General features: G+C 69.3%; 20 protein-coding genes. 16 read left to right on the top strand and 4 right to left on the bottom strand.

Annotation, left to right across the window (positions count from 1 at the left end; translation table 11 throughout):
* Window positions 1–281 precede the first annotated feature (281 nt).
* From ACWDUD_RS25665 to ACWDUD_RS25610, 12 genes are all read left to right on the top strand, one after another.
* Window positions 282–1,658, top strand: a complete 1,377-nt coding sequence (locus ACWDUD_RS25665; protein WP_450111141.1) for an MFS transporter — start codon at window positions 282–284, stop codon at window positions 1,656–1,658.
* Window positions 1,655–3,184: an aldehyde dehydrogenase family protein gene (locus ACWDUD_RS25660; protein WP_450111140.1), complete on the top strand. Its 1,530-nt coding sequence runs from the start codon at window positions 1,655–1,657 to the stop codon at window positions 3,182–3,184. The genes ACWDUD_RS25665 and ACWDUD_RS25660 overlap by 4 nt, the downstream gene beginning before the upstream one ends.
* Window positions 3,185–3,293: 109 nt before the next feature.
* Window positions 3,294–4,223, top strand: coding sequence for a VOC family protein (locus tag ACWDUD_RS25655; protein WP_450111139.1), 930 nt, complete (start codon window positions 3,294–3,296; stop codon window positions 4,221–4,223).
* Complete coding sequence (locus tag ACWDUD_RS25650) at window positions 4,220–5,008, top strand: alpha/beta fold hydrolase (RefSeq protein ID WP_450111138.1); 789 nt, start codon at window positions 4,220–4,222, stop codon at window positions 5,006–5,008. The genes ACWDUD_RS25655 and ACWDUD_RS25650 overlap by 4 nt, the downstream gene beginning before the upstream one ends.
* A 31-nt stretch (window positions 5,009–5,039) precedes the next feature.
* Window positions 5,040–5,546 (top strand): cupin domain-containing protein, encoded by a 507-nt coding sequence (locus ACWDUD_RS25645; protein ID WP_197254263.1) that lies wholly within the window; start codon window positions 5,040–5,042, stop codon window positions 5,544–5,546.
* A gap of 3 nt (window positions 5,547–5,549) precedes the next feature.
* Window positions 5,550–6,302 carry a 3-oxoacyl-ACP reductase family protein gene (locus tag ACWDUD_RS25640; protein ID WP_450111137.1) on the top strand — a complete coding sequence of 251 codons (753 nt, stop codon included), beginning with the start codon at window positions 5,550–5,552 and terminating at the stop codon, window positions 6,300–6,302.
* A gap of 19 nt (window positions 6,303–6,321) precedes the next feature.
* Window positions 6,322–7,104 (top strand): SDR family oxidoreductase, encoded by a 783-nt coding sequence (locus ACWDUD_RS25635; protein WP_450111136.1) that lies wholly within the window; start codon window positions 6,322–6,324, stop codon window positions 7,102–7,104.
* Entirely contained in the window at window positions 7,097–8,761 is a 1,665-nt protein-coding gene (locus tag ACWDUD_RS25630) for a thiamine pyrophosphate-binding protein (RefSeq protein WP_450111135.1), read from the top strand. Before ACWDUD_RS25635 ends, ACWDUD_RS25630 begins: the two co-directional genes overlap by 8 nt.
* Window positions 8,762–8,850: 89 nt before the next feature.
* Window positions 8,851–9,801 carry a PDR/VanB family oxidoreductase gene (locus ACWDUD_RS25625; protein ID WP_450111134.1) on the top strand — a complete coding sequence of 317 codons (951 nt, stop codon included), beginning with the start codon at window positions 8,851–8,853 and terminating at the stop codon, window positions 9,799–9,801.
* 12 nt (window positions 9,802–9,813) lie between these two features.
* Window positions 9,814–10,029: a recombinase-like helix-turn-helix domain-containing protein gene (locus tag ACWDUD_RS25620; RefSeq protein ID WP_450111133.1), complete on the top strand. Its 216-nt coding sequence runs from the start codon at window positions 9,814–9,816 to the stop codon at window positions 10,027–10,029.
* 2 nt (window positions 10,030–10,031) lie between these two features.
* On the top strand, window positions 10,032–11,063 hold the full coding sequence (locus ACWDUD_RS25615) for a Rieske 2Fe-2S domain-containing protein (protein WP_450111132.1): 1,032 nt from the start codon (window positions 10,032–10,034) through the stop codon (window positions 11,061–11,063).
* A 144-nt stretch (window positions 11,064–11,207) separates the two neighbouring features.
* Complete coding sequence (locus ACWDUD_RS25610; protein ID WP_450111131.1) at window positions 11,208–12,110, top strand: DUF1353 domain-containing protein; 903 nt, start codon at window positions 11,208–11,210, stop codon at window positions 12,108–12,110.
* A gap of 87 nt (window positions 12,111–12,197) precedes the next feature.
* Here ACWDUD_RS25610 and ACWDUD_RS25605 read toward each other — a convergent pair whose 3' ends face one another.
* The 3 genes from ACWDUD_RS25605 to ACWDUD_RS25595 form a co-directional block, all read right to left on the bottom strand.
* Window positions 12,198–12,719: a MarR family winged helix-turn-helix transcriptional regulator gene (locus tag ACWDUD_RS25605; protein ID WP_450111130.1), complete on the bottom strand. Its 522-nt coding sequence runs from the start codon at window positions 12,717–12,719 to the stop codon at window positions 12,198–12,200.
* 96 nt (window positions 12,720–12,815) lie between these two features.
* Window positions 12,816–13,178, bottom strand: coding sequence for a RidA family protein (locus ACWDUD_RS25600; RefSeq protein WP_197254246.1), 363 nt, complete (start codon window positions 13,176–13,178; stop codon window positions 12,816–12,818).
* A 104-nt stretch (window positions 13,179–13,282) separates the two neighbouring features.
* On the bottom strand, window positions 13,283–14,149 hold the full coding sequence (locus tag ACWDUD_RS25595; RefSeq protein WP_450111129.1) for a class I SAM-dependent methyltransferase: 867 nt from the start codon (window positions 14,147–14,149) through the stop codon (window positions 13,283–13,285).
* 156 nt (window positions 14,150–14,305) lie between these two features.
* Between ACWDUD_RS25595 and ACWDUD_RS25590 the strand changes: the two genes are divergently transcribed.
* From ACWDUD_RS25590 to rpsA, 3 genes are all read left to right on the top strand, one after another.
* Window positions 14,306–15,871, top strand: coding sequence for an LVIVD repeat-containing protein (locus ACWDUD_RS25590; protein WP_450111128.1), 1,566 nt, complete (start codon window positions 14,306–14,308; stop codon window positions 15,869–15,871).
* On the top strand, window positions 15,868–16,506 hold the full coding sequence (locus tag ACWDUD_RS25585) for a DUF305 domain-containing protein (protein WP_450111127.1): 639 nt from the start codon (window positions 15,868–15,870) through the stop codon (window positions 16,504–16,506). Before ACWDUD_RS25590 ends, ACWDUD_RS25585 begins: the two co-directional genes overlap by 4 nt.
* Before the next feature lie 259 nt (window positions 16,507–16,765).
* A complete protein-coding gene (rpsA, locus tag ACWDUD_RS25580) occupies window positions 16,766–18,226 on the top strand; it encodes a 30S ribosomal protein S1 (RefSeq protein WP_197253334.1) in 1,461 nt (486 codons plus the stop codon).
* A 165-nt stretch (window positions 18,227–18,391) separates the two neighbouring features.
* Here the strand turns inward: rpsA and ACWDUD_RS25575 are convergent, their stop codons facing one another.
* Entirely contained in the window at window positions 18,392–18,604 is a 213-nt protein-coding gene (locus ACWDUD_RS25575) for a hypothetical protein (protein ID WP_197253336.1), read from the bottom strand.
* A gap of 274 nt (window positions 18,605–18,878) precedes the next feature.
* Between ACWDUD_RS25575 and ACWDUD_RS25570 the strand changes: the two genes are divergently transcribed.
* Entirely contained in the window at window positions 18,879–20,024 is a 1,146-nt protein-coding gene (locus tag ACWDUD_RS25570) for an LLM class flavin-dependent oxidoreductase (protein WP_450111126.1), read from the top strand.
* Window positions 20,025–20,051: the final 27 nt, after the last annotated feature.

Genomic DNA, 20,051 nt, shown 5'->3' with positions numbered 1-20,051 from the left:
GGTTGCGGGGTTGGTCCACCGCTCTTCTTGGGCGGGGCCGCCCGGGGGGGGGGGTGGTGGTGGGGTGGTGGTTTTTGGTCGGGGCTGCTGCCGAAACCACGCACGGGTCTTAACGGGCGGGGACGAAGACCCGGCCGCCGCCGAACCTTCGATGAAGCAGTCGCCTATATGTCATCCTCGATTGAAAGTCAATGGTTGACGGATCGGGAGTGTGCCAGGTTACATCTTAGCGGTAAGTCTTTAAGGACTTAAGTATCTGGCTTCCGAGACCGAGGACCCCGATGACACCGGTATCGACACACATGTCCAGTACCACCGAGACGATCAGTGCCAGGCTCGAACGGCTCCCGATGAGCCGCTGGCACATCAAAGCGCGCGTCATCGTCGGCGCCGTCACCTTCTTCGACGGCTTCGACCAGCTGATGATCGCGTACTCCCTTCCCGTGCTGATTCCCAAGTGGAATCTCACCCCGGCATCCGTCGCCTGGGTCATCGCGATCGGGGGTATCGGCATGCTCGTCGGTGCGCTCGGCGGCGGCTGGCTCGCCGACCGCGTCGGCCGGCTGAACGTGATCATCGGATCACTCGCGCTGTACGCGGTGATGAGCCTCGGTATGGCCTTCACCGACTCCCTGATGCTGTTCCTGATGTTCCGATTCGTGCAGGGCATCGGCCTCGGTGCCGAGGTACCCGTCGCGGCCACCTACATCGGCGAGATCACCAAGGCCCACAACCGCGGACGATTCGTCCTGCTGTACGAGGTGATCTTCCCGATCGGCCTGGTCGCCTCGGCGATCGTCTCCGCCTGGGTCGTACCCCGATTCGGCTACGAAATCCTGTTCGCGCTCGGCGCCGTCCCGGTCCTGCTGCTTCCCGCGCTGTTCAAGCTGCCCGAATCCCCACGGTGGCTCGCCTCCCGCGGCATGCACGACGAGGCCGAGGCTGCGATGAGCCGGATCGAAACCGAGATCACCGACCGGTACGGAAAGACGCTCCCCGAGCCCGAACCCGTCGCCCCGATCGTCGCCGACACCACCCGCGGTCGCTTCCGTGAGGCGTTCCAGGGCATCTACCTGCGTCGCACGCTCATGCTCGCCGCCATCTGGGGCTGCGCCTACTTCGTCAACTACGGCATCGCATCCTGGCTGCCCACCCTCTACAGCACCGTCTTCGACGTCGGAGTCGACACCGCGCTGCACTACAGCATCTTCACGACCGTCGCCGGCCTCATCGGCTGCCTGATCGTCGCGTTCCTCATCGATAATCTCGGCCGCCGCATCTGCATCACCGCGTCGATGGTGCTGTGCGCCGCCCTGCTGTTCCTGCTCGCCGCGACCGGCACCGGATCGGCGATGTCGGTCCTGCTGTGGTCCGCCGGTGCGGCCCTGTTCGTCTTCGCCGTCAACATGGCCCTGTACGTCTACACCGCCGAGCTGTACCCGACCCGGATGCGCGCCATCGGCTGCGCGATCGGCGGAGCCGCCGGCCGGCTCGGCATCATCGTCGGACCACTGGTCGTCGGCGGCATCATGGGCGCCGGCGGAACCCTCGCGCTCGTGTTCGGAACCTTCGGCGCCGTCGCACTCGTCGGTGCGGTCGTCGTCGGCCTGTTCGCGGTCGAGACCCGCGAGAAGACCCTCGAGGAGATCTCCCAGTGACCACCACCGCAGACCTTCGTCCCGCCACGGCTCCCCACCCCACGACCCTCGAGTTCGTTCCCGTCCTCGACGAGATCGCGGTCGGCGGCACCTGGCGCCGCGCCACAGGACCGGCCTTCTCCGTCGTCGATCCCGCCGACGGTCGGGTCCTCCAAGTCGTGCACCAGGCCACCGCCGCCGACGTCGACGACGCCGTCGCCGCGGGCCGGGCAGCCGCCGCCGACACGGCGTGGCGCGCGCTGCTGCCCCACGAGCGGGCGCGGCACCTGCACCGCATCGCCGACGGGATCGAACGGCACAGCGCGCGGCTCGCCCTGCTGCAGAGCTACAACACCGGCAAGGCGCTCGGCGAGACGACGGCGCTGGTCGCCAGCGCGGCCGGGACCTTCCGCTACTTCGCCGCGGTGCTCGAAACCACCGACGACGACCTGACCGCCCCGCGCGGCAACTATCTGTCGATGAGCGTGCACGAGCCGATCGGCGTGATCGGGGCGATCGCCCCGTGGAACTCGCCGATCGCGAGCGACGCCCAGAAGATCGCCCCGGCCCTCGCGGCGGGCAACGCGATCGTCCTGAAACCGGCGGAGTGGACCCCGCTCGTTTCGCTCGCACTCGCGCGCATCGTCCACGACGCCGGACTGCCACCCGGGCTGCTGTCGGTCCTGCCCGGCAAGGGCTCGATCGTCGGCGACGCGATCGTCCGGCACCCGCAGGTCGGCAAGGTCACGTTCACCGGCGGCACCCGCACCGGACGCGCCCTCGCCCACGCGGCCGCGGAGAAGCTGATGCCGGTGTCGCTGGAACTGGGCGGGAAGTCACCGACGATCGTGCTCGATGACGCCGACATCGACGCGGCCGTCGCGGGCGTGATGTACGGGATCTTCTCGTCGTCCGGACAGAGCTGCATCGCGGGCTCACGATTGTTCGTCGACCGCACGCTCTACGACCGATTCCTCGGCGAACTCGTCCGGCGCACCCGCGCGCTGCGGGTCGGGAACGGCCGGGATCCGCGCACCCAGGTCGGTCCGCTCGTGCACCCCTCGCACCGGGACTCGGTGGCCGCCTACGTCGACCTGGCCCGGGAGGAGGGTGGCCGGATCCTGTGCGGCGGCCGTATTCCCGACGACCCGGAACTCGCGGGCGGCGCCTACTACCTGCCGACCGTCGTGGACGGGCTGACCAACGACGCCCGGGTGTGCCGGGAGGAGATCTTCGGGCCGGTCCTGGTGGCGCTGCCGTTCGACGGGGAAGAGGACCTACTAGCGCAGGCGAACGACTCGGTGTTCGGTCTGGCCGCCGGCATCTGGACCCGGGACTACCGCCGGGCCTGGCGGCTGGCGCGCCGTCTCGAGGCGGGCACGGTGTGGATCAACACCTATAAGCGATTCAGCATCTCGACGCCCTTCGGTGGCGTCAAGGAGAGCGGGCTCGGGGTCGAGAAGGGTCGCGCCGGTATCGCGGCGTATTCGAGGCAGAAGAGCGTGTATCTCGGTCTCGACGACGCCCCCGACCCCTGGGCGGACTGACCGCCTCGTCCGGTTCCCCGGTCCCGGAAAACATTCCGGCCGGGGGACCTGTACAAGCAAATATCTTAGCGCTAAGATAAATGACATTCGCCACTGGAAGGCAATTCTCATGAACCAACCCATCGCCCGGCTGCGCCGCCTGCGCTCGGTGGAGCTGCGCACCCACGCCGCCGCCGAATCCGCCGAGTTCTACTCCGAGGTCTGGGGACTGCGCGTCGTCGAACAGGGCACCACCGGCGCCTGGCTGCGCGGCACCGGCGAGCAGCACCACGTCCTGCAGCTCACGCAGGCGGAACGAAACGGCCTGGGCCGCATCAGTTTCGCTGTCGCGACCCCCGCCGAGGTGGACGAGGCTGCCCGGCGGGTCGAAGCCCGCGGCATCCCCGTCGTGCACGGGCCGGGACCGATCGACGACGCCGGCGGCGGATACGGACTGCGGATCGTCGACCCGGAAGGCCGGGTCCTCGAACTCGTCGCCGACACCCTCGCCGTTCCCGCGCTCGTTCGCGACGACGCGGTGCCGGTCGGGGTCACGCACGTCGTGCTCAACACCGTCGACATCGACGCATCCGTGCAGTTCTACTGCGACGTACTCGGCATGCGCGTCTCCGACTGGTCCGAACACCAGATGGCGTTCCTGCGGTGCAACTCCGACCATCACAGCATCGCGTTCAACCAGGCCGAATGGGCGTCGGTCAACCACGTCGCCTACGAGATGCCGACGGTCGACCACTTCATGCGCGGCATCGGACGGCTGCGCCACCACGGACAGTTGCCGCTGTGGGGTCCCGGCAAGCACGGCCCCGGCGACAACACCTTCTCCTACTTCGCCGACCCCGCGGGCCTGGTGTGCGAATACACCTCCGGCATCGCACAGGTCGACGAGGACCGCTGGCTGTGCCGCGTGTGGCGCCGCGTCCCCGAGTTGTCCGACCTGTGGGGCACCGCCGGCCCGCCGTCGCGGCAGGTCCGCGAGCACATGGCGGGCATCCCGGACCCCGGCGCCTTCGCGCGCCTCGACCGGATGCAGGCATCATGATTCACGTCGTCGAACGCGGTACCGGCCCGGCCGTGCTGATGCTGCACGGAATCGGCGGCAGCGCAGACAGTTTCGCCCCGCAGCTCACCGGACTCGCCGAATCGCTCCGCATGATCGCGTGGGACGCCCCCGGCTACGCGCGCAGCGACGACCCGGTGCGGCCGCTCGACCTCGACGACTACGCGGACGCCGCGGCGGACATCGTCCGGGACCGGTGCGGCGACGCGGGCGCACACATCCTCGGAATGTCCTGGGGCGGTGTACTCGCCACCCGGCTGGCGCTGCGGCACCCCGAGCTCGTGCGCAGCCTGATCCTCGGCGCGTCGTCGGTCGGATCCGGCGCCGACCCCGACAGCGCCGAGAACATGCGGGCGCGGGCCGCGGATCTCGACCGCAGCGGACCGGCCGACTTCGCGCGCCGTCGCGCCCCGCGGCTGCTGTCGGCGGACGCACCCCGGCACCTCGTCGACCGCGCGACGGCGATCATGGCCGAATCGGTGCGGCTGCCCGGCTACGGTCACGCCGCCGAAACGATGGCCGCGACCGACCACACCGGCGACCTCGAGAAGATCGACGTTCCGACGCTCGTGCTGTGCGGGGACGCCGACACCGTCACCGGCATCTCGGCGAGCCAGGTTCTCGCCGGCGGCATCCCGGGTGCGGTGTTCGTCACCGTCCGCGGGGCGGGACATCTCGCCAACCAGGAACGCCCGGAGGCGTTCGACGCCTGGATCGAATCGTTCGTGCGAATCACCGAACGCCTGAGCAACCACTCGACCCACTGACGACGACTCACCGAAGAAACGGAGAACCACCATGACACTCGACTACGCGACCGCGGACCTGAAGGAATTCACCGACTCGCTCATCCTGACCCGCGGCACCCGCCACGAGGACTGGGACACCCTCGGATTCCAGACCAAAGCCGGAGATCAGTTCCGGCGCGCCCAGATCCGCTACGTCGGCTCCGGCGCCACCGGCAACCACGAGAACGACACCCGCACCATCGGCTCCCGCGGCTTCACGTTCTCGAACATGCTGCTGCCGCCCGGCGCCGAGGGGCCCGAGCACACCCACCACGACGCCGAGGAGGCCTTCTTCGTCCTCGAAGGCGAGGTCGAGGTGGGCATCCACCGCGACGGCGTCGTCGAGAAGCGGACCCTCGGCTACCGCGACATGATCGTCGTGCCGGCCGGCGTGCCGCGCAGCCTGAAGAACACCGGCACCACCGATGCGCTGTTCTGCGTGATCATCGGCACGCAGAAGCCGCAGGTTCCCACCTACCCCGAGACCTCCGCGGTCTTCGGCGTCTCCCGGGACTGACCCGTGGGTGCCCTCGACGACCGCACCGTCGTCGTCACCGGAGCCGGGCGCGGCCTGGGCCTGGCGATCGCCCGCCGTCTCGGCGCCGACGGCGCGGCGCTGTGGATCGCCGACATCGCTGCGGACCGCGGCGCGGACGCCGCCGCGAAACTGCGCGCCGACGGGATCGCCGCCCAGTTCGTGCACGTCGACCTCGCCGACGCCGGCTCGGTCGACGAGATGGCCGCCCGGGTCACCGCCCACGGCCCGCTGTACGGGCTGGTCAACAACGCCGCGCTCGCCGACGGGGTCGGCGGCAAGGCCGTGCACGAACTGCCGATCGACGAGTGGGACCGCGTCCTGAACGTCAACCTGCGCGGCACGTTCCTCGTCTGCCGGGCCCTCGTGCCCTCGATCATCGAGGGCGGCGGTGGCCGCGTGGTCACCATCGGATCCGACGCGGCGCACTACGGTTCCCCGAGGCTCACGCACTACATCGCGTCCAAGGGCGGCGTGTCCGCGCTGACCCGCACGATGGCCCGCGATCTCGGACCGTACGCGATCACCGTCAACACCGTCTCGCCCGGACTGACGGAAAGTGAATCGGCACAACATGTTCCGCAGCACCGGCACGACTTGTACCGGCTCAACCGGGCCCTGACGCGGCCGCAGCAACCCGCGGATCTGGTCGGAGCCGTCGCCTTCCTGATGGGCGACGAGGCGTCGTACATCACCGGGCAGGAACTCGTCGTCGACGGCGGATTCGTCCTGCACTAGCACCTGAGAGGACCGGGTCGTGGACCTGCTTCTGAACAATCGCACCTATCTCGTGACCGGAGGCAGCTCCGGCGTCGGCCTCGCCACCGTGCGGATGCTGCTCGGCGAGGGCGCGAACATCGTGACCTGCGCCCGCGACGTGGACCGCCTGAACGCGGCACTCGACGGCCTCGCCGGCCGCGAACGCATCCTCACCGCGGCGTGCGACGTCCGCGACCGGGACGCGGTCGCCGACCTGGTGGCCCGCGCCCAGGACACCTTCGGCGGCCTCGACGGCCTGGTCAACAACGCGGGCAACTCGCGGATGAAACCGCGCGCCGAGACCACCCTCGACGACTGGCGCGACGAGTTCGACCTCAAGTTCTCGAGCGTGCTCAACACCGTCGACGCCGCGCTGCCGCTGCTGCGCAAGTCGCCGGCACCGTCGATCGTCAACATCTCGGCGGTCCTCGCCCGCCAGCCCGAGACCCGGCTGGTCACCACGAGCGCGGCCCGCGCGGGACTGCTCAACCTGAGCAAGTCCCTGTCGCTGGAACTGGCTCCGGAGGCGATCCGCGTCAACTCGGTCGCTCTCGGTCTCGTCGACACCGGGCAGTGGCGGCGCCGCTACGAAACCTCCGGATACACCGGAAGTTTCGCCGAGTGGGAAGCCGAGATCGCCGCAGACCGCGGGATCGGCCTCGGCCGCTTCGGCAACGCCGACGAGGTCGCCTACCTCGTCGTCACCCTGCTCTCACCCCGCTCGTCGTACGTGACGGGCACGAGCATCGACGTGTGCGGCGGAGTCGCGCGCTATGTCTGAAAGGAAACCCATGGCCAGCGAATCGCGAGCCGGCGGCAACGGCGGGGACCTGCTGGTGCAGGTGCTGCGCGACGCCGGAGTCGACACCGTCTTCGGCATCGTCAGCGTCCACAACCAGCCCCTCGTCGAGGCGGTGAGCAGGCAACTGCGCTTCGTACCGGTGCGGCACGAGGCGACCGCCGTCAACGCCGCCGACGGATACGCCCGCGCCACCGGCGGACTCGGCTGCGCCCTGACCAGTACCGGAACCGGTGCCGGCAACGCGGCGGGCTCGCTGATCGAATCGCTCGCCTCCGGCACCTCGGTCCTGCACATCACCGGGCAGGTCGAATCCCGCTACCTCGGGTCGGGCCGCGGATTCATCCACGAGACCAAGGACCAGCTCGGGATGCTCACCGCGGTCTCGGCCTACGCCGAGACCATCCGCGACGCGGACAGCGCCGCGAAGGTGCTGCGCGAGGCGGTCGCCCACGCGCTCGCCACGCCCGGCGGTCCCGCCAGCGTCGAGTGGCCCATCGACCTGCAGTACGCGCAGTGCCCGGTGACCGCGGAGGTGCCGCAGGCCGAACCGGCGGCCGCCGCGCCGACCGGTCTCGACGAGGCGCTGCGGGCCATGGAACAGGCACGGCGCCCGGTGATCTGGGCGGGCGGCGGAGCGGCGCGAGCAGGGGACGCGCTGACCGCCCTCGTCGAACGGTGGGGTGTTCCGCTGCTGACCAGCAACTCCGGCCGCGGTGCGGTGCCCGAGGATCACCCTCTGTGCATCGGCAACTACGCGACGTCGCCGCTCGGGCGGGCGCTGCTCGCCGACGCCGACCTCGTGTTGTCCCTGGGCACGCACTTCCGGTCGAACGAAACCGGTGACTACTCGATTCCCATGCCCGCGAGTCATATTCAGGTGGACCTCGACCCGGCCGCGCCGGGCCGCGTCTTCCCGGCGGATCTGCCCGTGGTGGGAGAGATCGGTGCGTTCCTCGCTGCCGCGGGGCGCCTCGACGGACTCGGCGATGCGGTCGAGGAGCACTGGACGACGCGGGCCCGCGAGACCCGCGACCGGGTGCGCGCGACGCAGCGCGCCGGGCTGGGTGACCATGCGGTGCTGTGCGACGCCGTGCGCGCGGCATTGCCTCGCGATGCCGTCGTGGCGCGCGATGTGACGATCGCGTCGAGTTCGTGGGGCAATCGCCTGCTGCCGATGTACGACCCGCGCGCCAACGTCTTCCCACGGGGCGGTGGCATCGGGCAGGGCCTCGGTATGGCGATCGGCGCCGCACTGGCGGACGAGACCCGCCCGACGCTCGCGCTCGTCGGCGACGGGGGACTGGCCGTGCACTTGGGGGAGATCCTCACCCTGGCGCAGGAGAAGCCGTGGCTGGTGCTGCTCGTGTGCAACGACGGCGGCTACGGGGTGCTGCGCAACATGCAGATCGGGGCCGGTGAGCGACCGTACGCGGTCGATCTGGCAACCCCGGATTTCGCGCTGCTCGCTCGAGCCGTGGGGGTCGAGTACCGGTGCATCGCCGCTGTCGGGGAGGCCCACGACGTTCTCGCCGACGCGGTGTCGCGGCAGGCGCCCGTGCTCGTGGAGGTCGATCTCGCGGCCTACGGGCCGATGCCGACGCCCTTCACGCCGCCGGTCACCGTACCGGTCGGCTAGCACCCGGAAAAACTTCCCGGCGACTGTGGCGCGGATAACATCTTAGCGCTAAACTAATAAGCGCTGAACTGATCTCCCCGGAGGAAAACATGACTGCAGACACCGTCGACCTGATGGTCCGTCAGATGCGGATCGAGTCCACCGGCGTCGTCTCCCTGCGGCTGGAACATCCCGACGGTGCCGCGGTCGAGCGCTGGACACCCGGAGCGCACCTCGACCTTCATCTCGGCGGTGGCCACGTCCGCCAGTACTCGCTGTGCGGCGACCCCGACGACAAGACGGGCTACCGCGTCGCGGTCCTGCTCGAGAAGTCCGGGCGCGGGGGATCGCGCCGCGTCCACGAGACCCTGCGCCCCGGCGACACCGTCGCGGTGAGCCTGCCGCGCAACAACTTCGAGCTCCTGCCGTCCCCGCGCTACCTGTTCGTCGCCGGCGGGATCGGCATCACCCCGATCCTGGCGATGATCACCGAGGCGGAACGCGCCGGCGCCGAGTGGGAACTGCACTACGGTGGCCGCGACCGCTCCACCATGGCGTTCCTCGACGAACTCGCCGGCTACGGAGACCGTGTGCGCGTCGTCGCGGAGGACCGCGACGGAATGCTGGATCTGGCTGCGCTGCTGGAGAATCCGCGACCGGATACCCTCGTGTACACGTGCGGTCCGGAAGGGCTGCTGGCCGCCGTCGAGTCGTACGCGCCGGCCTGGCCGGACGGTGCGATCCGTCTCGAACGGTTCAAGGCCCCCGAACGCGCCGCCGCCGCTGGTGAGGACGCCTCCTTCCGGGTGGTGTGCGAGAGCTCCGGCGTGTCCGCGACCGTGGCCCCGGACCGGTCGATCCTCGAAACTCTCGAGGACGCCGGTGTCGACGTGCCCAACTCGTGCCGCGAAGGCATCTGCGGCTCGTGTGAGACCCGGGTGCTGTGCGGCACCCCCGACCACCGCGACTCCCTGCTCAGCGCCGCCGAACAGGAATCCGGCGCCACCATCATGTTGTGTGTCTCCCGCGCCCGCTCCGACGAGCTGGTGCTGGACCTGTAGAAAGGATCCAGGATGGATCGCTACCTGAAGATTCATCAGGCCCGCACGGCCGACCCCACCCCCTACGAAGTCAAGCTCGCCAAGGCGATCGAAGCGGTCTTCGGATCGGGCGTCCACCACCTCGAGGGACTAGTCAAGGGGCTCAACGACTCCGGCATCCACGGACCCGACGGGGCCGAGTGGACCCCCGAGTCGTTCACCGCCGAGATGCACCGGATCGGAGCCTGACCATGGTGAATCGACTGCGCCGCACCCCGAAGACCGCCGACGAGATCTTCGCGACCGGCATGCGCGACCAGTGGCACGCGGTGTGCCCGTCGGACTTCGTCGAACGCGGTGGCATCCGCAAGCTGCGCCGCCTCGGCGAGGACTGGGTGCTCTACCGCGGATCCGACGGCACCGTGCGCATGCTCGAGGACCGCTGCCCACACCGCGGTGCCCCGCTCTCGCAGGGCGTGCACCTGGGCGATCGCCTCGCGTGCCGCTACCACGGCGTCGAGGTCGACGGTACCGGCACCGTCGCGAAGGTCCCCGGCATGCCCGGCTGCAACCTCGAAGGCAAGAAGCTCGTCTCGTCGCTGCCCGTCCGCGAGGTCGGCGGGGCGATCCTCGCCTGGTTCGGCACCGATCCCGACGCCGAACCGGGTCCGCTCGAACTTCCGGATCCGCTTGTGGACGAGGATGTTTCGGCATTCCTGTGCTACGCGGAGTGGGAGGCGCCGTGGCGCTTCGCGCTCGAGAACCTGCTCGATCCCATGCACGGCGCGTTCCTGCACCACGAATCACACTCGATGTTCGGGGGTGAAACCTCGGCCCGCTTCCGGATCCGGGAGACCGACCGCGGCTTCTTCTTCGAGAAGACCGACCAGCGCGGCGTGAACTTCGACTGGGTCGAGTACTGCCGCACCGGTGCCGACTGGGTCGACCTCGAGATCCCGTACCCGCCGACCGCGGGTCCCGGCGGACCGTTCGGCATCGTCGGCATGGGCACCCCGATCGACGCCGACACCACCGCGGTCTTCTTCTGGCGCTATCGCCGGGTCCAGGGCTGGGAACGCGACGTGTGGCGCTTCCTGTACCGCACCGTGCTCGAGGAACGGCACTGGGAGGTACTCGAGCAAGATCGGGTCATGCTCGAGGGGATGGCTCCCGACGCCGACGCGGCCGAGAACCTCTACCAGCACGACCTCGGTGTCATGCGGTTGCGCCGGCTGTACCGGGCGCGCGCGGAGGAGCTGGCCGCAGCCGCGGCCGAATCCTGATCCGGAGGACGGCACGCCCGAGGGTGGCGGATTCTTCACCCCCGGGTGGCTGTCCGGGATCTCGGGTTCGCTCGACACTTGATCGGGTCAGGGCCGCTCCGTCGCGGTGGCGGCATTACGGATTCGACGTGTGGAGCATGGCCTATGCCATTCATCGAGTTGCAGGACGGCCGCTGGGTGCGCAAGACGGAGGTCGGCCTCCGTCAACTGGCACCGGAGGGCGCGGGTTCGTTGCCGAATCTGCTTCTGCGGCAGTTCAAGACGACGACCCGGTTCCAAGTGCTGGACACGTTCCGCTACACCCCGGCCGTGGACGAGGACGATTGGCAGGATGCCCCGGCCGTCGAGAACGGCGAACAGTTCGAGGTGCGCGCGCAGTCGACGTCGGATCTGGCATCGATCCCACCGTGCATGTGGGGACTCATCGCGAGCTACGGCGGCCACACCATGCCCGCCCTGCTGCACGACACCCAGTGTGCTGCAGCGAGGGACGTGGGCAAGGCGGACCCCATGCGCGCCCGGGCCATGAGACGACGAGCCGATGCGCGGTTCCGCAGCACTCTCCGCCACGAGTCGGACGCGGGCGTCGTCACGCAGTGGATCATGTGGGCGACGGTTCGGGTGTTCGCGTCCCCGCCGTATGCGCTGCTCGTCCTGCTGTTCGCGCTGGTGTTGTGGGGGCGTGTCGCGACGGCCGCCGTCCCGGCGCTCCCGGGTGCCGGTGTCGCCTCGGCGGCGTTTTTTCCTTGTCTCGCAGCGGTTTTCGTCGGAGCCGGCCTCGTCAGTCGCGAGGCGGCGCCGCCCGGTACACCGGGGAAGAGATATCGCGAGGCCGTGCGGGAGAATCTGACGGCGGCGATGATCGTGACTCTGATCCTGCCCACCATTCTTCCCATGCTGCTGTCGACGCTGCTGACGCGAATCCTGCTGATGCTCGCCGATGTCATCGGATTCGTTGTCGACGCGATCTGTGCGACGCTCGGCCGCCCGCCGGTGTCCGGTGGGCCCGAGTATCCGGTCATCGAGTCGCCGGCGCGAGCCGAATGAGAAACCGACGAGCGCGCCCGCACCTTCTCCGGTGCGGGCGCGTTCTGTTGTGCCCCAGGTGTTTTCCGTCTCGCTGTGGGGCGGCCGTCATTCCCCGTCGTGCCGGATGATGGAGTGCTCGAGTTTGCGGAGGAGTCCGGCGAGAGCGGCCTGGTCGGCGGCGGACAGACCCGCGAGCATGCGCGCCTCGTTCTCGAAGTGGGCGACGGCGATCTCGTCGATCAGCTTCTTGCCCTCGTCGGTGAGCTGCGCGTGCACGATCCGGCGATCCTCCTCGTCGCGCTCGCGCCGGACGAGACCGGCCTGGACGAGGCGATCGATGCGGAGGGTGATGCCGCCGGTGGTCACCAGCGAACTCTCGGCGAGCTGACCCGACGTCATCCGGTACGGTTCGCCTGCGCGGCGCAGGGCGGCGAGCACGTCGAACGAGGCCATGTTGATGCCGAACTCGTCGAAGACGCGTCCGATGGCGCTCTGGTACCGCAGATACGTGCGGTGCAGGCGCCCGAGCACCTCGAGGGGTGTCACGTCGAGGTCGGGCCACTGGCGAGCCCACTGACTCACGATGTCGTCGACGGCATCGTGTTCCGGAACGGTGTCGCGCCCCACGTGGCCTCCTCGTGTTCGCCGTCGTCACGCTCGGTTGTTGAGCGCAAAGGCAATGATCACGATACGGCCTGCGTGGGGCGCGCGGGGAATGCAGGATCAGGCGCGGTGGGTGGCGACCGCGTCGATCTCGACGGTGGCACCGTAGGGGAGTGCGCTGACCTCGACGAAGGTGCGTGCCGGCCGGGGCTCGGGGAACAGGCGCTCGAACTGCCGGTTCGCTTCCTCCCGCAGCGAGAGGTCGGTGACGAAGTAGGTGAGCTTGACGACGTCGGAGAGCGTGCCGCCGACGACGGCGAGCCGGTCGGTCATCCGGTCGATGGCGGCGTCGAGCGCCTCGGTGCGGCCTCCGACGGCGGCACCCTCCGGGTCCACGGACAGGGCGCCCGAGACGAAGACGAGGCCGGCGGCGACATACGCGGGGCTGTAGGGGTGCTGGGCGCTGACAGCGGTGAGGGACATGGAATCTCCAGGGTCGGAAGACGGGATCGGATTTATCTTAGCGCTCAACTAATTGAATAGGAAGGGGTCGTCGCTCGTCGACGGTGCGCCGGACGGCGCCTCGCTCACACCGGCTTACGACTGCAGAAGATCGCAGTACCCGGGAAGATCTCCCCGCGCAGCGGGCTCCACTGGCCCCACTCGCGATCCAGATGCTCGGGCCACTCCGGTTCGACGATGTCGTACACCTCGAAACCCGCCGCCACGAGCTCCCGGAGCCGATCCCCGACGGTCCGGTGATGTTCGACGTAGGTTGGCACCCCGTCGTCGTCGACCTCCACGTACGGCGTGCGGTCGAAGTACGGGAACATCGCCACCAGTCCGCGCTCGCCCGGATCGTCCGGGAAGATCCACCGCATCGGATGATTCACCGCGAACACCCACCGTCCGCCGGGCCGCAGCACCCGCGCGACCTCGCGCATCACCCGCGCCGAATCCGCCACGAACGGCACCGCGCCGAACGCCGAGCACACGACGTCGAAACTCCCGTCCGCGAAGGGCAGCTCCTCGGCGCCGGCCTGCACGAGCGGCACCCGCGGCCCGCCGCGTTCCATCGCCGTCACGCCACGCGCCAGCATCCCGATCGAGATGTCCAGGCCGACCGCCCGGGCGCCCTGCCCGGCCAGCCACCGCGCACACGGCGCCGAACCGCATCCGACCTCGAGGACGTCCTTGCCGGCGACCTCCCCGAGCAGGTGCACATCACCCTCGTGCAGCCCCTCCGGGCACCACACGAACTCGCCCTCGCTGGAGTCCACGCCGAGGAACTCGCCGTGGGTGCGGTGATAGTCCTCGGCGTCGGCGTCCCACCACATCCGGCTCGCGCGTTCGCTGTCGCGCGATCCCACCCGCGCGCGGCCCGCCTTCGACGTGCCGAGGAGGGCATTCGCGGTCGCGTGGCGGTCGTCGGACGGGGAAACAGCGTCGGGCATGACCACAAGGGTAGGGGTGCGGGGATGCGCGCCCGACTCCAGCGCCGCGCCGACCGCGATGCCGGTGTGACGGGAGGGACGATTGACACCTCAATGTGACAGAGAGCACACTCGTGTCTCGATCCGGTACCCGATCCCGGATGGGGGGATTCGATCGTGGCTCGAGGAAGTACCGTCCGTCGCCGTCTGTTCTGCGCGCTGGTGCTGGCATTCGCACTGCCGGCCGGAGTCGCCGCCGCCGGCCCGCCCGCGCCGGACACCTCCGGAATCGTCCAGCAGGTCGGCGCGGTGGGGGCGACCGCGGCCACCCGCGCCGACTGCGGTCCGGACTCCCGGCCGGAAACCGGCCTCCAAGGCGACGTGCCCGCCGCCGACCGCGACAACGGACGCAGCACGCAGGGCTATACCTGCAACATCACCCGGATCGGCGCCTTCCCCGGCGCGGGCGCCGGCATCGTGTCCGCGAGCTATGACCACTGCGCCTACCTGGGCAGCATCTTTCCCACCAGCCTCGCCGGTCCGGCGACCGGTGTGCAGGTTCTCGACGTGTCGGACCCGGCGAACCCGGTGCCCACCACCACCCTCACCGAACCGGCGATGCTCGCCGGAACCTGGGAGAGCCTCAAAGTCCATCCCGGCCGGAAGCTGCTGGTGGGCACCGGTGTTCCGCTGAACTTCGGGGGCGGGCTGATGTCGGTGTACGACATCTCCGACTGCGCGCATCCACGTTTGCTCAATCCGGGACCGGGCACCGACCTGCAGATGCCGCTGCCGATCACCGCGCACGAGGGCGGCTTCTCACCGGACGGACGGACCTACTGGTCCTCCGGCACCGAGGGGGTGCTCAGCGCCGTGAATCTGACCGACCCGACGACCCCGCGGGTGATCTGGCAGGGCTGGATCGGGCTGTCCGGCCACGGATTCGGCATCAGCCCCGACGGCAACCGCCTGTACCTGTCGAACAACTTCGGTGGCCTCACCGTCCTCGACACCGCCGCCGTGCAGCGCCGGGACCCGAATCCGCAGGTGGTTCAGCTGGCCAAGATGGCGTGGACGGACGGCTGGGCCACCCAGCACAGCATCCCGGTCACCTACGACGGCCACCCCTACCTGTTCACCGTCGACGAGGCCGGATCCGGCGGGGTCAAGCTCATCGACGTCGCCGACGACGCGAACCCGCGGATCGTGCACTCGATCAAGCTCGAGATCAACCTGCCGGAGCACATCGACAGCCAGGTCGCCTCCGGGATGGGCGGCTCGGCGTTCGCGTACGAATCGCACTACTGCGCGGCCGACCGTCCCGCGAACCCGACCGCGCTGGCGTGCGGCTGGATCTCGTCGGGCATCCGCGTGTTCGACGTCCGCGACCCGTTCGACGTGCACGAGATCGCGTACTACAACCCGCCGGCGATGACCGGCCGCAACCTCGACCGCCCGAACTCGTCGCACGCGTGGGCGTCGCTGATCGGAGTCCCGGTGCTCAGCGCCCCCGCGGTGCTGCAGGCCGTGATCGGCGGGCAGTTCGACCTTTCCCAGGCGCAGTCGAGCCGCAGCGGCATGGTCGTCGGCGGCGACCTGTCCGCCGACTGGTGCCTGTCGCCACCGGAATGGCGCGGCAACGACCTGTGGGTCGGCTGCTCGGACAACGGGTTCCTGACACTGCGTCTGAGCGAGGACGTCTACACCCCGCCCGCGAACCAGCAGTCCACGATCGGGTCGTGAACGCAGCAACCGCGCTGCGCGGACTCGCGGCGGTGTCGATGGCGGTGTTCCTGCTGGTGATCGGGGCGGCGCTGCGGCCGCTGGTGATCCCCGAAGCGCCCGCGCCGGCGGCCCCGGTGCTCGGACCCGTCGAGATCGGCTTCGTCCAGGACATGGCCGCCCACCACCAGCAGGGGCTGCAGATGACCGCGCGGCTGTCCCCGGACGTCGACCCGGCGGTGGCGACGCTGGCACGCAGGATCGAGCTGACCCAGCGCTACGAGCTCGGCATGCTGCTCGGCTGGCTGGAACTCGTCCAGGCCCCGCCCACCAACCCGCATCCGATGCAGTGGCACGACGGCGACCACGCCCACGCAACCGCGGCCGGGCCGGCCGAGAGACCGATGCCGGGGATGGCGACGCTCGACGAACTCGACGCCCTGTCCGCGGCGCGCGGCCGGGACGCCGAGGTGCTGTTCCTGCAGTTGATGCAGCGTCACCACGCCGGGGCCGTGGCCATGGCCCGGGCCGCCGACGGCCGGCTCACCGGCGGCGCGGTCGCGCTGTTCGCGCGCGGCGCGATGCAGGAACAGAGCAAGGAGGCGGGGTTGATGACGCTCATGCTCGAGCAGCGGGCGGCCGCCCCACTGGGCTGACCGCAGCTGGAAAGCGACTCCCGGCGCGGCGGCACGCGGTGCCGCGGCCCGATCCTGACCACGTTACCGGCGGCCGGGTTTGCCGGTGTAGCGCCCGTGCGCGTAGCCTTGACCACGCGAGTGTCCGCTGTTCGATCTTCACGGCTCGATCGGCGGGTATTCGTGGCGGAATCTCGTGTCGTTCACCACGGTGTGCGATCCGTCTGTCCGACCGAACATTGACCAACCGACTATCAACCCGTCCGGAGCAACTCAACACATGGCCTCCACCACCGTCACCTCGCCGCAGGTAGCCGTCAACGACATCGGCTCTGCCGAGGATTTCCTCGCCGCCATCGACGCCACGATCAAGTACTTCAACGATGGCGACATCGTCGAAGGCACCATCGTCAAGGTCGACCGCGACGAGGTGCTGCTCGACATCGGCTACAAGACCGAAGGCGTTATCCCGTCCCGCGAGCTCTCCATCAAGCACGATGTCGACCCCAACGAGGTCGTTTCGGTGGGCGATGAGGTCGAGGCCCTGGTCCTCACCAAGGAGGACAAGGAAGGCCGCCTGATCCTGTCCAAGAAGCGTGCGCAGTACGAGCGCGCCTGGGGCACGATCGAGGAGCTCAAGGAGAAGGACGAGGCCGTCAAGGGCACCGTCATCGAGGTCGTCAAGGGCGGCCTGATCCTCGACATCGGCCTGCGCGGCTTCCTGCCCGCCTCGCTCGTCGAGATGCGTCGCGTCCGCGACCTCCAGCCGTACGTCGGCAAGGAGATCGAGGCCAAGATCATCGAGCTCGACAAGAACCGCAACAACGTCGTTCTGTCGCGCCGCGCATGGCTCGAGCAGACCCAGTCCGAGGTCCGCAGCGAGTTCCTGCACCAGCTCCAGAAGGGCCAGGTCCGCAAGGGCTTCGTGTCCTCCATCGTCAACTTCGGCGCGTTCGTCGATCTCGGCGGTGTCGACGGCCTCGTGCACGTCTCCGAGCTGTCCTGGAAGCACATCGACCACCCGTCCGAGGTCGTCGAGGTCGGCAACGAGGTCACCGTCGAGGTTCTCGACGTCGACCTGGACCGCGAGCGCGTCTCCCTGTCGCTCAAGGCCACCCAGGAAGACCCGTGGCGTCAGTTCGCCCGCACCCACGCGATCGGCCAGATCGTTCCGGGCAAGGTCACCAAGCTCGTTCCGTTCGGCGCGTTCGTCCGCGTCGAGGAGGGCATCGAGGGTCTGGTCCACATCTCCGAGCTGGCCGAGCGCCACGTGGAGGTCCCGGACCAGGTCGTGTCCGTCGGCGACGACGCGATGGTCAAGGTCATCGACATCGACCTGGAGCGTCGCCGCATCTCGCTGTCGCTGAAGCAGGCCAACGAGGACTACACCGCCGAGTTCGATCCGTCGAAGTACGGCATGGCCGACAGCTACGACGAGCAGGGCAACTACATCTTCCCCGAGGGCTTCGATCCCGAGACCAACGAATGGCTCGAGGGCTTCGAGAAGCAGCGTGAGGAGTGGGAGTCCCGCTACGCGGAGGCCGAGCGTCGTCACAAGATGCACACCGCGCAGATCGAGAAGATGGCTGCCGACGAGGCCGCCGAGGCCGAGGCCGGCGTCTCCGGCACCAACTACTCGTCCGAGTCCGGCGCCGAGAGCGCGTCGGAGCCGGCCGGTGGTTCGCTGGCGAGCGACGCGCAGCTCGCTGCGCTTCGCGAGAAGCTGTCGGGCAACGCCTGACCATCCGGTTCGTCGAACGGCCCCGCACCGATTTCGGTGCGGGGCCGTCCGCGTTCCCGGGGTGTGTGTTCCGGCGATTGCCCGGGCGCAGCCGGAAAACGCCGCGGCCCGCAGCTTCTCGTACGAGGGCTGCGGGCCGCGGCGTCGTGTGTGCGGAGGCCGACTTCAGTTGACGGCGGGGGTGGCCCACTGGGTGGGCAGCGCCGCGGCGCGTTTGCGCATCGCGGCCTGACTGTGCCGGGCGTTCGTCAGCAGCATGGTGAACCAGTTGCGACGGTGCGCGGCGAGAGCAGCGGCCACCTCGGGGATGAGGATGCAGTGCACGCCGTTCTCCATGCCGAGGCGATGCCGACCGGGCAGCGGTTGAGACGATTGCATGGCCTGCCTTCTCGAGGGTCGGGGATCCGTGGTCGGACGGTTCGCAACGACGATAACCGACGCATCGACCGGAGCCCGGCATTCCGCCGCAGGTCGGAGGGCGTGTTTCGCTCAGGCACCGAGTTGCGACCTCCCTGTGATCGCGTTGTGATCGCAGTGTGATTCGCCGGTAGGGCGACCCGGGGACGGCGTGCTCGGCCGCGCCGGGGAATACCTGCGAGGCGCCATCCCGTTCAAGTAGTTGACTGTTCAAATACATGACGGAGGTACGGCAGTGCAGTTCGGCATCTTCACCATCGGCGACGTGACCCGCGATCCCATCACGGGCCGCACGCCGACCGAACACGAACGCATCACCGCGATGACGAAGATCGCCCTCGCTGCCGAGGAGGTCGGACTCGACGTCTTCGCGACCGGCGAGCACCACAACCCGCCGTTCGTGCCGTCCTCACCGACCACGATGCTCGGCTGGATCGCCGCGAAGACCACGAGGCTGAAACTGTCCACCGCGACGACCCTCATCACCACGAACGACCCGGTCAAGATCGCCGAGGACTTCGCGATGCTGCAGCACCTGGCCGACGGCCGCGTCGACCTGATGCTGGGCCGCGGCAACACCGGCCCGGTCTATCCCTGGTTCGGCAAGGACATCCGGCAGGGCATTCCGCTCGCGATCGAGAACTACCATCTGCTGCGCCGGCTCTGGCGCGAACGCATCGTCGACTGGGAAGGACAGTTCCGCACCCCGCTGCGCGGGTACACCTCCACCCCGGCCCCGCTCGACGACACCCCGCCGTTCGTGTGGCACGGCTCGATCCGCTCCCCGGAAATCGCCGAGCAGGCCGCGTTCTACGGCGACGGCTTCTTCCACAACAACATCTTCTGGAACCGGGAACACATCCAGCAGATGATCACCCTGTACCGCACCCGATTCGAGCAGTACGGCCACGGCGCGTCCGATCAGGCCATCGTCGGCCTCGGCGGCCAGGTGTTCATGGACACCACCGAGAAGGAGGCCGTCCGCCGATTCCGGCCGTACTTCGACAACGCGCCCGTCTACGGGCACGGACCGTCGCTCGAGGACTTCTCCGCGACGACCCCGCTGACCGTCGGCACCCCGGAACAGGTCATCGAACGCACCCTCGGTTTCGCCGACTACGCGGGCGACTACCAGCGCCAGTTGTTCCTGATGGACCACGCGGGCCTGCCGCTCGACGTCGTCCTCGAACAGATCGAGATCCTCGGCCGGGAGGTCGTGCCGGTGCTACGCACCGAATTCGAGCGCCGACGGCCCGCGCACGTGCCCTCCGATCCGCCCACGCACCGCTCGCTGGTGGCGCAGGGCCCGGACTCGCCGCATCGCAGCGTGGCCCCGGCCCGGCTCGACCCGACGGTCTCCGGCGAGGCGGGTGGCCGATGAACCGGGACCCAGCGTCTCGGCGGTGAC

Source organism: Rhodococcus sp. NPDC003382 (genome assembly GCF_053589135.1).
Note: the sequence above shows the minus strand (reverse complement) of the source record. Positions and strands in the feature narration are given on the sequence as shown.

Coding starts and splice junctions, on each gene's coding strand:
- ACWDUD_RS25665 (WP_450111141.1), top strand. CDS start 282: ATGACACCGGTATCGACACACATGTCCAGTACCACCGAGACGATCAGT.
- ACWDUD_RS25655 (WP_450111139.1), top strand. CDS start 3,294: ATGAACCAACCCATCGCCCGGCTGCGCCGCCTGCGCTCGGTGGAGCTG.
- ACWDUD_RS25650 (WP_450111138.1), top strand. CDS start 4,220: ATGATTCACGTCGTCGAACGCGGTACCGGCCCGGCCGTGCTGATGCTG.
- ACWDUD_RS25645 (WP_197254263.1), top strand. CDS start 5,040: ATGACACTCGACTACGCGACCGCGGACCTGAAGGAATTCACCGACTCG.
- ACWDUD_RS25630 (WP_450111135.1), top strand. CDS start 7,097: ATGTCTGAAAGGAAACCCATGGCCAGCGAATCGCGAGCCGGCGGCAAC.
- ACWDUD_RS25625 (WP_450111134.1), top strand. CDS start 8,851: ATGACTGCAGACACCGTCGACCTGATGGTCCGTCAGATGCGGATCGAG.
- ACWDUD_RS25620 (WP_450111133.1), top strand. CDS start 9,814: ATGGATCGCTACCTGAAGATTCATCAGGCCCGCACGGCCGACCCCACC.
- ACWDUD_RS25615 (WP_450111132.1), top strand. CDS start 10,032: ATGGTGAATCGACTGCGCCGCACCCCGAAGACCGCCGACGAGATCTTC.
- ACWDUD_RS25610 (WP_450111131.1), top strand. CDS start 11,208: ATGCCATTCATCGAGTTGCAGGACGGCCGCTGGGTGCGCAAGACGGAG.
- ACWDUD_RS25600 (WP_197254246.1), bottom strand. CDS start 13,178: ATGTCCCTCACCGCTGTCAGCGCCCAGCACCCCTACAGCCCCGCGTAT.
- ACWDUD_RS25595 (WP_450111129.1), bottom strand. CDS start 14,149: ATGCCCGACGCTGTTTCCCCGTCCGACGACCGCCACGCGACCGCGAAT.
- rpsA (WP_197253334.1), top strand. CDS start 16,766: ATGGCCTCCACCACCGTCACCTCGCCGCAGGTAGCCGTCAACGACATC.
- ACWDUD_RS25575 (WP_197253336.1), bottom strand. CDS start 18,604: ATGCAATCGTCTCAACCGCTGCCCGGTCGGCATCGCCTCGGCATGGAG.